Origin of the sequence: Brevundimonas sp. NPDC046655 (genome assembly GCF_044901625.1) — a bacterium.
In the GTDB taxonomy this organism is placed as follows: domain Bacteria; phylum Pseudomonadota; class Alphaproteobacteria; order Caulobacterales; family Caulobacteraceae; genus Brevundimonas.
In genome coordinates this window covers 54,767-66,679 of sequence record NZ_JBJDPV010000009.1, presented here as the reverse complement: position 1 = coordinate 66,679, position 11,913 = coordinate 54,767, and the positions used below count along the sequence as shown (strand labels likewise).

The following is an 11,913-nucleotide window of genomic DNA, read 5'->3' as shown; positions in this document are numbered from 1 at the left end:
GCCTTCTCCTCGAACATCCAGACGTCGCGGCCGTCCCTCTGCTCGATCTTCGGCTCGCGACCCTTCAGGTGCGCCGGCCAGTGCGGCGTGAACGCTCCAGGAGGTTCAATCACGTGATCGTCCACGCTCACAAGGATCAGGTCATCGACAGTCATGCGCACTCCTCCGCGTTTTCGACGCTGCCGACCGCTCCGGGGAGCCCGGCCGCCAGCGACGCTATTTTCAGAATGACATTCTATATGAAGAACAATCTTCACGTCCACGCCTGATTGCGCCTGACCTGGCCTTGGCGCGATCAGACCACTGGAGATGCCGGCGCAACAGCGGGCGCCCCTGCCCTGCCCTGCCCGGAGCGTGCAAGCTTGTGACTCCCAGGATGGAAGGGCTTCCTCAGGCGATCCGGTTGCGATCGGCGAAGAGGATCAGGTCAGAGCGCGCGTCAAACGGTGCGACACGTCCCGCAGGGCTTCGCCGATCTCGCCGAGGGCGGCGTCTTCATACTGTTCGGAGAGCATGACCCCGACGATGGTGAAGGTCACCTCGCCCGCACGGTCGAACACGGGCGCGGCCACGGTCTGGACCCCGCGCGTGAAATAGCCGCGGTCGACCGCCCACCCCCGCGCCTGGGCCGCTTCGACCTGGGCCCAGTATTCCTCGAACGTCAGCGGCGCCTGCCAGCGCAGCGACTTGAACGACTCCTTCAGCGCCTTGAGGGTCCAGCCGAGATAGGGCGCCATGGCGCGTCCGGTAGCGGCCATCAGGATGGGCAGGCGCTGCCCCTCAGCCATTTCAATGCGCACGTCCGCAGGGCTGGCGACGCTCTTCACCAGGACGATCTTGTCAACGCCCAGCCGCTTCCACAGCGTCACCGTGATATTGAAGCGCGCGGCGATCTCCGCCATGAGCGGCGCGGCGGCGGCGACCCTCTGGCCCTCGGTCAGCAGTTCGCCGACCAGGGCGGTGAGGCCCATGCCGACCGTATAGGTCTTGGCCACGGGATCGAATTCGACGATCTCCTCGACCACGAGGGTGCGAAGAATATTGAAACAGGTGCTGGCGTTGATGCCGAGCGCGCGCGAGATGGTGACGGAGCGGGTCGGCCCGCCAGCCTCCACCAGATACTTCAGAATCCGGATGGCGTTCGAGACGGGCTTGACCAGCACCATGCGCTCGTTCGCATCCACAGCCTCCCCCGTCAGGTTCGTCTCGACCTCGTCGTCAGCGTCCAACGCCCCTGCTGTTGTCGATTCCGCCATAGTCTCTCCTGAAAGCCCTCATGCACGCTGAAGAGCGTCGTCGCCCGACCCGCGCCGCGTCGAAACGACGAGAATCCACCAACCCTTCCTTGCCACATTCTTCTAGTGACAGAAGAATAGTCTCAATAGAGTAAACTCAATCAAAGCTTGCGCTGGACCCCCTGATGACCTGTGACCTCGTTTCGCCCTGCCGCGGCTGCCAGATGAGCCGGACGCCCTGCCGCTTCGGCGCGGACGACTTCGTCGCCCTGAGCGAAACCGCCGCACGCGTCCGCCTCGCCTGTCCCGCCGCCTTCGAAGGCGGTCCGCGCGTGGCGCATGGCGGGTGGACGGCCGCCGTGTTCGACGACGTCCTGGGCCGCTTCCTGGTTCATACGGGCGTCAAGTCGGTCACGGCCACCCTCGCCGTGGATTATCTATTGCCCGTGCCCATCGAACAGCCGCTCGAGATCCACCTGGAAATCGCCGCGCGGGAAGGACGCCGCAACCATCTGACCGGCGTCCTGCGCCTGCAGGGAAGCGACCGCGACCTGGCCGTAGCGCGGGGCGTCTGGGTGGAGCTTCGTCCGGGCCATTTCGAACGCCATCAGGCGCGCATGGCCGAACTCGAGACCTAGAGAAGCGCCCGCCGCTCCGTGCGGCCCGAGCCACAAGGGCGGCATTGAAGGCTAGGGATCAATCCGGGTCCGCCTCGATGCGCACCAGGGCGACGCCCTCGGCGACCTGCTCGCCGGCGACGGCCGCCAGGTCGGCCACCCGCCCGTCGAAGGGCGCCGCCATGCCATGCTCCATCTTCATGGCCTCCAGGGTCAGGAGCTTCTGACCGCGGCTGACCCTCTGGCCCTCCTCGACCTCGATCGCAATGACCTTGCCCGGCATCGGGCTGAGGACGACCCCGTCCGAGAGGCCCTCGCCCTCCCCCCTCGCCTCGACACGACCCGGCCCAAACGGCCAGGCCTCGCCGTGAATGAAGAGAATCTCGCGTCCCCCAACCGCTGCAACCCGTCCCTGCAATGTCCGCGCCGCCTCGATCCGATAGGCCTGCCCGGCGATGGAGACCGAAACCAGGCCCTGGGCGGGAGCATTGGCTCGAAAACCGGCCAGGTCCGTCCAGGCCCCGGCGTCGGGCCCTGGGATAAGGGCCGCCGCCGCCGCCGCCTGGACCGTGATCGAAGGCTCGACGCCGGGGACAAGGGCGTCGACGCCGCGCTCGATAAAGCCGGTATCCACGCGTCCGGCGGCGAAGCCTTCGTCGGCGGCGGCGCGCGCCAGGAAGGCCGCATTGGTGCGGACGGGCCAGACCTCCACGCGTCCGGCCGCCTCGGCCAGCTTGGCGGCGGCGGCCTGGCGCGTCGGGGCGTGGACGATCAGCTTGGCGATCATGGGGTCATAAAAGGCCGTGACCTCGTCGCCTTCCTGCACGCCGGTATCGACCCGCACCCCTTCGGGCAGGCGCAGGTGCTCCAGGCGGCCGATCGAAGGCAGGAAGCCGGCGCTCGGGTTTTCCGCATAGAGCCGCGCCTCCATGGCCCAGCCGTCGATAGCCAGCTCCTCCTGTCGCTTCGGCAAGACTTCGCCGGCGGCCGCGCGCAACTGCCACTCCACCAGGTCCTGGCCGGTGATCGCTTCGGTGACCGGATGCTCGACCTGAAGCCGGGTGTTCATCTCCATGAACCAGATCCGGTCGGCCCTCAGGCCCTCGGACGCATCGGCTATGAACTCGATGGTTCCGGCCCCCACATAGCCTACGGCCCGCGCCGCCTTCACGGCCGCCGCACAGACCGCCTCGCGCACCTCGGGCGTCATGCCGGGCGCCGGCGCCTCCTCGATCACCTTCTGATGCCGCCTCTGCAGCGAACAGTCGCGTTCGAAAAGATGCACGACATTGCCGTGTAGGTCGCCGAAGACCTGCACCTCGATATGGCGGGGCGACAGGATGTACTTCTCGATCAGGACCCGATCGTCGCCGAAAGCGGCCGCGGCCTCGCGGCGACAGGACTGCAACCCGTCCAGGAAGTCCTCGGCGGCGTCGACCCGGCGCATGCCCTTGCCGCCCCCGCCGGCCACCGCCTTGATCAGGACCGGATAGCCAATGGCGTCAGCCTCGGCCCTGAGCCGTTCGGGCCGCTGGTCCTCTCCCATGTAGCCGGGCGTGACCGGGACCCCTGCGGCGATCATCAAGGCCTTGGCGGCGTCCTTCAGACCCATGGCGCGGATGGCCGACGGCGGAGCCCCGACCCAGACCAGGCCGGCGGCGATCACGGCCTCGGCGAAGTCGGCGTTCTCCGACAGGAAGCCGTAGCCGGGATGAACGGCCTCAGCGCCCGCGGCCTTTGCGGCCGCCAGGACCCGGGCGACATCGAGATAGGATTCGCGCGCCGCAGCAGGGCCGATCGGCTCCGCCTGGTCCGCCTCGCGGACATGCAGGGCGCCGGCGTCGGCCTCGGAATAGACGGCTATGGTTCGGACGCCCATGCGCCGGGCGGTGCGGAAGACCCGGCAGGCGATTTCGCCGCGATTGGCGACCAGAAGGGATTTGAACATCAGAACCTCAATCCCGCTGCGGCAGCGGCGTACGACGCCGCCCCGGCCCGGCGGTGTGTTTCGCCCACATAGTCGGCCATGGCCGCGTCCAGACGTTCCAGGACGGAATCCCACCCCGCCCCAGGGCCGCAGCGGGCCATGGCCTGGTTGGTGTCCGCGATCAGCTTGCCCAGGTGTCGACGCGCCAGCTCAAGCTCCGCATCGGCCAGTCCCGACAGACCCGCTGCCTGCACCCCCTCCATCACATCCGGAACACGCCGAAGCGCGTCTCGGGGATGGGGGCGTTCAGGCTGGCGCTGATGGCCAGGCCCAGGACGTCGCGGGTCTGGGCCGGATCGATGACGCCGTCGTCCCACAGGCGGGCGGTGGCGTAATAGGGATTGCCCTCGTCCTCGTATTTCTGGCGGATCGGGGCCTTGAAGGTCTCGGCCTCCTCGGGCGTCCAGGCATCCGCGTCGCGGTGGACGGTGGCCAGGACGCTGGCCGCCTGCTCGCCGCCCATCACGCTGATGCGGCTGTTGGGCCAGGTGAAGAGGAAGCGCGGGCTGTAGGCCCGGCCGCACATGCCATAGTTGCCGGCGCCGAAGCTGCCGCCGATCAGAACGGTGAACTTGGGCACTTCGGCGCTGGCGACGGCCGTCACCAGCTTGGCGCCGTGCTTGGCGATGCCCTCGGCCTCGTACTTGCCGCCGACCATGAAGCCCGAGATGTTCTGCAGGAAGAGCAGCGGAATCTTGCGCTTGCAGGCCAGTTCGATGAAGTGCGCGCCCTTCTGGGCGCTCTCCGAGAACAGGACGCCGTTGTTGGCCAGGATGGCCACCGGCTGTCCCCAGATGTGGGCGAAGCCGCAGACCAGGGTTGCGCCGTACAGGGCCTTGAACTCATGGAACTCCGACCCGTCGACGATGCGGGCGATGATCTCGCGCACGTCGTAGGGGGCGCGCACGTCCTGGGGAACAACCCCGTAGAGATCTTCCGCCGGATAGAGCGGCGCTCGAACGGGCGCCAGGTCGAGGTCCGCCCCGCCCTGCCGCGGCAGGTGCGAGACGATGTCCCGCACGATGGTCAGGGCATGTTCGTCGTTCTCGGCCACATGGTCGACCACGCCGGACTTGCGGCCGTGGGTCTCGGCGCCGCCCAGTTCCTCGGCCGAGATGACCTCGCCGGTCGCGGCCTTCACCAGCGGCGGGCCAGCCAGGAAGATGGTGCCCTGATTGCGCACGATCACCGTCTCGTCGGACATGGCCGGGACATAGGCGCCGCCGGCCGTGCAGGAGCCCATGACGCAGGCGATCTGCGGGATCGACTTGGCCGACATCCGCGCCTGATTGAAAAAGATGCGGCCGAAGTGGTCGCGGTCAGGGAAGACCTCGGCCTGGTGCGGCAGGTTGGCGCCGCCCGAATCGACCAGATAGACGCAAGGCAGGTTGTTCTGCTCGGCGATCTCCTGTGCGCGCAGGTGCTTCTTCACCGTCAGGGGGAAGTAGGCGCCGCCCTTCACCGTCGGGTCGTTGGCGACGATCATGACCTCGCGGCCCGACACCCGACCGACGCCGCAGATCATGCCCGCGCCGGGCGCGCCATCCGGATCCAGAGCGTCGCCGTACATGCCGTTGGCGGCCAACTGGCCGACCTCGAGGAAGGGCGACCCGGGATCCAGCAGGCGTTCGACCCGGTCGCGCGGCAGCAGCTTGCCCCGCGCCACATGGCGGTCGCGCGCGCGCTGCCCTCCGCCCAGGCCGGCCTTGGCCACAGCGCGGCGGAGGGTCTCGGCGAGCTCGCGGTTGTGGGCTGCATTGCTCTTGAACTGATCGCTGTTCGTGAGCAGTTTCGAAACGAGGACCGGAGCGCTCATGAGCCCAGAAGCTCGCGTCCGATCAGGAAGCGGCGGATTTCATTGGTGCCGGCGCCGATGTCATAGAGCTTGGCGTCGCGGACCAGACGCTCGACCGGCCACTCCCTGGTGTAGCCGGCGCCGCCCAGGGCCTGAACGGCCTCCAGCGACACCTTTACGGCGTTTTCCGAGGCCAGCAGGATGGCGCCGGCCGCGTCGTAGCGAGTGGTCTTGCCCTGGTCGCAGGCGCGGGCCACGGCATAGACATAGGCGCGGGCGCTGTTCAGGGCGACGTACATGTCGGCGACCTTGGCCTGCATCAGCTGGAAGCTGCCGATGGGCTTGCCGAACTGCTTGCGCTCGCGGACGTAGGGCAGGACTACGTCCAGCGCCGCCTGCATGATGCCCAGGGGACCGCCCGACAGGACCGCACGTTCATAGTCCAGGCCGCTCATCAGCACGCCGGCGCCGCCGCCGATCGGGCCCATGACGTTCTCTTCCGGGATCTCGCAATCCTCGAACACCAGCTCGGCGGTGTCGGAGCCGCGCATGCCCATCTTGTCCAGCTTCTTGGAGACCGAGAAGCCCTTCATGCCGCGCTCGACCAGGAAGGCGGTGCAGCCCTTGGAGCCGGCTTCCGGGTCGGTCTTGGCGTAGACGACCAGGGTGTCGGCCGAGGGGGCGTTGGTGATCCAGAACTTGGCGCCGTTCAGGACGTAGCGGTCGCCCTTCTTGTCGGCGCGGGTGCGCATCGACATGACGTCCGAGCCCGAACCGGCTTCCGACATGGCCAGGGAGCCGACGTGTTCGCCCGAGATCAGCTTGGGCAGGTATTTGTGCTTCTGCTCGGGCGTGCCCCAGCGGCGGATCTGGTTGACGCACAGGTTGGAGTGGGCGCCGTAGCTCAGGCCGATAGAGGCCGAGGCGCGGCTGACTTCTTCCATCGCCACGACGTGTTCGAGGTAGCCCATGCCGAGGCCGCCGAACTCTTCCTCGACGGTGATGCCGTGCAGGCCCAACTCGCCCATCTCGGGCCAGAGTTCGCGTTTGAACTCGTTCTTCTCGTCGATTTCGGCGGCGAGGGGGGCCAGCCGATCGGCGGCCCAGCGGGCGGTGGTTTCACGAATGGCGTCGGCGTTCTCGCCGAGGCCGAATTCCATGGATTGGGGCGCGAAGGGAATGCTCATGAAGCCTGCTCGGAATCAGATGTGAAGGGCGTGGCCGAGCGCCTTCAGGGCGCTCTCGTGGACGGCCTCGCCCAGGGTGGGATGGACGTGGATGACGCCGGCGACGTCTTCCAGAACAGCCCCCATCTCCATCAGGGTCGAAAACTCTCCCGCCAGTTCCGAGACGTGGCGGCCCACCGCCTGGAGACTCAGGATCCGGTGGTCAGACTTGCGCGCCAGGACGCGCACGAAGCCGCCGTCGTCGCCCGCCTCCATCGACAGCGCCCGGCCATTGGCCTGGAAGGGGAACTGGCCGACGATGGTCTCGACGCCCTCGGGCGCCTGGTCGGGCGTCAGGCCGACGCTGACGATCTCGGGTTCGGTGAAGCAGACGGCGGCGATGGCGACCGGATCAAACCGGCGTCTGTGACCGGCGATGATTTCGGCGACCATCTCGCCCTGGGCGGACGCCTTGTGGGCGAGCATGGGCTCCCCCACCAGATCGCCGATGGCCCAGACCTGGGTCGTCGACGTCGCGCAGCGGTCGTCGATCTTCACGAACCGGCCCTCCATCGCCAGGCCCATCTGCTCCAGGCCCCAGCCTTCCGTCAGCGGCTTGCGGCCCACAGTGACCAGGATGCGATCGGCGGGAACAATGACCGGTTCAGATCCATCAGCCGTCTGGATCAACAGGCCCGCATCATCCTGCCCCAGGGCCCTGGCCCCGAGGTGGACGTCGACGTCGTGCTTCGCCAGCCATCGCGACACCGGCTCAGTCAGCCGGCTGTCGTACAGCGGCAGAATGCGATCCTGGGCCTCGACGATGGTCACCTTCGACCCCAGCTTGGCGAAGGCGATCCCGAGCTCCAGCCCGATATAGCCGCCGCCGACCACCGCGAGGGCCGCCGGCACCTCCGTCAGGGAAAGGGCGTCGGTTGAGGAAATCACCCGGCCTCCGAAGGGGAGGAAGGCAAGCTCGACCGGGGTCGATCCCGTCGCCAGAATGACATGTTCCGCCTGGATAGACATCCTTCCGGCGGCGGTCTCGACCGTACAGGTCTTGGCGTCGGAAAAGGTCGCCCATCCCGTGACGACCCGAACCTTGGCCTTGCGCAGTAGGCCGCTCACGCCGCCGCTCAGCCGATCGACGATCCCGTCCTTCCAGCTCATGGTCTCGTCAAAGCGCAGGCTCGGAGGTTGGCTCAGGCGGATGCCGAAGCGCCCCGCCTCCCCCGAGGCCGCCGTCGCCTCCTCATAGAGGCCGGCGGCGTGGATCAGGGCCTTGGAGGGAATGCAGCCGCGCGTCAGGCAGGTGCCGCCCAGACGCCCGGTCTCGACCAGAACCGTGTCGAGCCCAAGCTGTCCGGCGCGAATGGCGGCCACATAGCCGCCCGGTCCACCGCCGACGACGAGGACCTTGGGTCTGAGGGTCTTGGTCATCGCTTCAGTCCATGAAGATCAGGGCGGGGTGTTCGAGCAGGCGTTTGACCCGCTGGACGAACAGGGCGCCGTCGTAGCCGTCGACGATCCGGTGATCGAAGGCGGAGGACAGGTTCATCATCTTGCGCACCGTGACGAAGGCCCCCTGCACCATCGGCCGGTCCACCAGCTTGTTGGGGTTGAGGATGGCCACCTCGGGATGATTGATCACCGGCGAGGAGGAGATCCCGCCGAGCGGTCCCATGCTGGTCAGGGTGATGGTCGAGCCGGACAGTTCCTCGCGCGCGGCCGTTCCGTCGCGCACGGCCTTGGCCAGCCGCGCGACCTCTCGGGCGCAGTCCCAGAGGTCGCGCGCCTCGGCGTGACGCACGACCGGCACGATCAGCCCGTTGGGCGTCTGCGTGGCGATGCCGATGTGCACGCCTTCGTGGGCGTGCAGCACCCCCGCGTCGTCGTCATAGAGGGCGTTGATCTGCGGGTAGTCCGGCAGGGCCTTGACTATGGCGCGCATGATGAAGGGCAGCAGGGTCAGCTTGGGCTGATCCTCGGTCCGGTGCTGGTTGAGGTCGAGACGCAGGGCCTCCAGCTCGGTCAGGTCGCACTCCTCGACATAGTTGATGTGCGGGATGCGGCGCTTGGCCTCCTGCATCTTCTCGGCGATCTTGCGCCTCAGGCCGACGATACGGGTGTCGTTCACTCCGGTGCGAGCGACCAGGGACGAGCGGGCGCCGCCCTCGCTGTCCGCCACCAGATAGGCCTCGAGGTCGTCGGGCGTGATCCGGCCCGCCGGCCCGGTGCCGGGGACCTGGATCAGGGACACGCCGAGATCCAGGGCGCGCCGACGGGTCGAAGGCGAAGCCAGCGGCGCCTCCCCCGCAGAACGACCCGATGAAGCACTGCGACGCAAGGCGCCGGACGGCGCGGCCGTCCTTTCCGAAAGGGCCGGCGCAGGAGCCGGAACCGGGCCTGGCGACGGGGCGGCGCCCATCGTCGCTTCAGCCGGAACGGGCGCCGTCGCGGCAGGCGTCTCCACGCCCGCCTCGCTTTCGAATTCGACCAGGACGGCGCCTACGGGCAGCATGCCGCCTACCTCGCCGTGGACGGCGACAACCACCCCTGCGACCGGCGAGCTGATCTCGACCGTCGCCTTGTCGGTCATGACCTCGACCAGGTTCTGGTCTTCCTCGACGACGTCGCCGACCTTGACCAGCCAGGCCACGACCTCGGCCTCGGCGACGCCTTCGCCGACATCGGGCAATCGGAACAGATACCGCCCCATGGCCTAGTCCTCCATCGTGCGCTTGAGGGCCGCCGCAAGCCGGGCGGGCCCGGGGAAATAGTCCCACTCGAAGGCGTGCGGATAAGGCGTGTCCCAACCGGCGACCCGCTGGACGGCGCTCTTAAGGTGATAGAAGCAGCGTTCCTGGACCAGGGCGGAAAGCTCTCCGCCAAAGCCCCCGAAGCGCGATGCTTCATGCAGGATGACGCATCGTCCGGTCTTCTTGACCGAGGCGACGATGGCGTCGACGTCCAGGGGCACGATGGAGCGAAGATCGATCAGTTCGGCGTCCACGCCGCTGTCCTCGATCCCCGCCAGGGCGACATGGACCATGGTGCCATAGGCCAGCACGGTCGCCTCGGTCCCCTCGCGCACGATGGCGGCCTTGCCGAGCGGCACGGTGTAGCGACCGGCCGGCACCTCGGCCATGGGATCGCCCGCCCAGGTCTTGAGCGCCTGTTCGTGACGCCCGTCGAAGGGACCGTTGTAGAGGCGCTTGGGCTCCAGGAAGATGACCGGATCGTCGTCCTCGATCGAGGCGATCAGCAGGCCCTTGGCGTCATAGGGATTGGACGGGATGACCGTCTTCAGCCCGGTGATGTGGGCGAAGATGGCTTCGGGGCTCTGGCTGTGCGTCTGGCCGCCGAAGATGCCGCCGCCATAGGGCGAGCGCACTGTGATCGGGGCCCAGAACTCGCCGTTGGAGCGATAGCGCAGGCGCGCCGCCTCCGACACCAGTTGGTCGAAGGCCGGTAGAATATAGTCGGCGAACTGGATTTCAGGGATGGGCCGCAGCCCGAAGGCCCCCATGCCGATGGCCGTGGCGACGATCCCGCCCTCGGAGATCGGCGCGTCGAAACAGCGGGTCAGGCCGTGTTTCTTCTGCAGGCCGTCGGTGACGCGGAAGACGCCGCCGAAATAGCCGACGTCCTCGCCAAAGATCAGCGTGTCGGGATCCTCGGTCAGCATCACGTCGAGCGCCGAATTCAGCGCCTGGATCATGTTCATCGTCGGCATGGTTCAGATTCCCAGTTCGCGGCGTTGTTCGACGACCCGCCAGTCGGGGTCCTTGAAGACGCCCTCGAACATCTCCTTCACGCTGGGCTTGGACTTGCCGAGGGTGCCCACGGCCTCCGCCTCCTTGACGGCGGCGCGCACCTCGGCGTCGAGCTCGGCCTGCAGGGCGGCGTGGCGGTCCTCGTCCCAGAGGTCCAGGCCGATCATGTGGGCCTTGAGCCGCTCCACCGGATCGCCCAGGGGCCAGGCCTCGGCCTCGTCGGCCGGCCGGTACTTGGTCGGGTCGTCGGAGGTGGAGTGTCCGGACGCCCGATAGGTGTAAAGTTCGATCAGGGTGGCGCCGAGGTTCATCCGCGCCCGCTCCGCCGCCCATTCCGTAGCCGCCCAGACAGCCAGGAAGTCGTTGCCGTCGACGCGCAGGCCCGGCAAGCCGTAGGCTAGGGCCTTGGCTGCGAAGGTCGTCTCATCAGCGCCGGCGATGCCCGAGAAGCTGGAGATGGCCCACTGGTTGTTGGTGACGCACAGGATCACCGGCGCCCGGTAGACGCTGGCGAAGGTCAGGGCCTCGTGGAAGTCGCCCTCCGCGGTCGTGCCTTCGCCGATATAGGCCAGGGCGATGGATTGCCCGCCCTTGAAGGCCGAGGCCATGGCCCAGCCGACGGCGTGGCCGAACCGGCTGCCGACATTGCCCGAAAGCGAATAGAAGCCGTAGTCCCGCGCCGAATAGAGAATGGGGAGCTGGCGCCCCTTGAGAGGGTCCTTCTCGTTGGAGAATATCTGGTTGCACAGGTCAATCAGCGGATAATTCCGCGCCATCAGCCAGCTCAGCACCCGATAGGTGGGGAAGCACATGTCGTCGCGGTCGAGGAAGAGGGATTGGGCGGCGCCGATCGCCTCCTCCCCCGTCGACTTCATGTAGAAGCTGGTCTTGCCCTGGCGGTGCGCCCTGAACAGGCGCTCGTCGAAGGCGCGGGTCAGCAGCATGGCGCGAAGGCCCGCCAGAAGCGTCTCCGTCGGAAGCTTGGGATTCCAGGGGCCCGACGCCTCCCCGTTGTCATCGAGCACCCGCACGAGGCCGAACGGCAGGTCGCGCATGTCCGCCTCCGCCGAGGTCGTCTCGGGGCGACGGGTGTCGCCCGGCTCGGGAATGAGCGAGCGGTCAAAGGCGGGCGCGTCGCCGGGACGGGCGACCGGCTCGGGAATGTGAAGGCGCAGAGGAGGACGGTTTTGCATGATCTCGACCGAGGTTGAGCCACGATACTGGCCCATCCCGTCGGGCGCCCCGTTCTCGAAATCACGCCAAAAAGTTCTAAGATCGAAATGAAAATCTATTACTGAAATAGTTTCTGGATTAGAAATCCTCGCTGGCTGTTTTCG

General features: G+C 67.6%; 10 protein-coding genes. 1 reads left to right on the top strand and 9 read right to left on the bottom strand.

Annotated elements, in window-relative coordinates; genetic code table 11:
* Positions 1 to 422: 422 nt before the first annotated feature.
* Positions 423 to 1,256 carry an IclR family transcriptional regulator gene (locus ACI2KI_RS17080; RefSeq protein ID WP_312784974.1) on the bottom strand — a complete coding sequence of 278 codons (834 nt, stop codon included), beginning with the start codon at positions 1,254 to 1,256 and terminating at the stop codon, positions 423 to 425.
* A 203-nt stretch (positions 1,257 to 1,459) separates the two neighbouring features.
* Between ACI2KI_RS17080 and ACI2KI_RS17075 the strand changes: the two genes are divergently transcribed.
* On the top strand, positions 1,460 to 1,873 hold the full coding sequence (locus ACI2KI_RS17075) for a PaaI family thioesterase (protein ID WP_404621946.1): 414 nt from the start codon (positions 1,460 to 1,462) through the stop codon (positions 1,871 to 1,873).
* A gap of 58 nt (positions 1,874 to 1,931) precedes the next feature.
* On the opposite strand, the gene ACI2KI_RS17070 is transcribed toward ACI2KI_RS17075, so the two are convergent.
* The 8 genes from ACI2KI_RS17070 to ACI2KI_RS17035 are packed head-to-tail and all read right to left on the bottom strand — an operon-like array spanning position 1,932 to position 11,805.
* Positions 1,932 to 3,800, bottom strand: a complete 1,869-nt coding sequence (locus ACI2KI_RS17070) for a biotin carboxylase N-terminal domain-containing protein (RefSeq protein ID WP_312784978.1) — start codon at positions 3,798 to 3,800, stop codon at positions 1,932 to 1,934.
* Complete coding sequence (locus ACI2KI_RS17065) at positions 3,800 to 4,042, bottom strand: hypothetical protein (RefSeq protein WP_313412975.1); 243 nt, start codon at positions 4,040 to 4,042, stop codon at positions 3,800 to 3,802. Before ACI2KI_RS17065 ends, ACI2KI_RS17070 begins: the two co-directional genes overlap by 1 nt.
* Positions 4,042 to 5,655: a carboxyl transferase domain-containing protein gene (locus ACI2KI_RS17060; RefSeq protein ID WP_312784982.1), complete on the bottom strand. Its 1,614-nt coding sequence runs from the start codon at positions 5,653 to 5,655 to the stop codon at positions 4,042 to 4,044. Before ACI2KI_RS17060 ends, ACI2KI_RS17065 begins: the two co-directional genes overlap by 1 nt.
* Complete coding sequence (locus tag ACI2KI_RS17055; RefSeq protein WP_404621943.1) at positions 5,652 to 6,821, bottom strand: isovaleryl-CoA dehydrogenase; 1,170 nt, start codon at positions 6,819 to 6,821, stop codon at positions 5,652 to 5,654. The genes ACI2KI_RS17060 and ACI2KI_RS17055 overlap by 4 nt, the downstream gene beginning before the upstream one ends.
* A gap of 15 nt (positions 6,822 to 6,836) precedes the next feature.
* Complete coding sequence (gene lpdA / locus ACI2KI_RS17050) at positions 6,837 to 8,240, bottom strand: dihydrolipoyl dehydrogenase (RefSeq protein ID WP_312784986.1); 1,404 nt, start codon at positions 8,238 to 8,240, stop codon at positions 6,837 to 6,839.
* Positions 8,241 to 8,244: 4 nt separating this feature from the next.
* Positions 8,245 to 9,519, bottom strand: a complete 1,275-nt coding sequence (locus ACI2KI_RS17045) for a dihydrolipoamide acetyltransferase family protein (protein ID WP_312784988.1) — start codon at positions 9,517 to 9,519, stop codon at positions 8,245 to 8,247.
* A 3-nt stretch (positions 9,520 to 9,522) separates the two neighbouring features.
* The gene (locus tag ACI2KI_RS17040) at positions 9,523 to 10,536 is read right to left on the bottom strand and encodes an alpha-ketoacid dehydrogenase subunit beta (protein WP_178828596.1); all 1,014 of its coding nucleotides are present in this window, start codon (positions 10,534 to 10,536) and stop codon (positions 9,523 to 9,525) included.
* A gap of 3 nt (positions 10,537 to 10,539) precedes the next feature.
* Entirely contained in the window at positions 10,540 to 11,805 is a 1,266-nt protein-coding gene (locus ACI2KI_RS17035; protein ID WP_312784992.1) for a thiamine pyrophosphate-dependent enzyme, read from the bottom strand.
* Between the last annotated feature and the right edge of the window lie 108 nt (positions 11,806 to 11,913).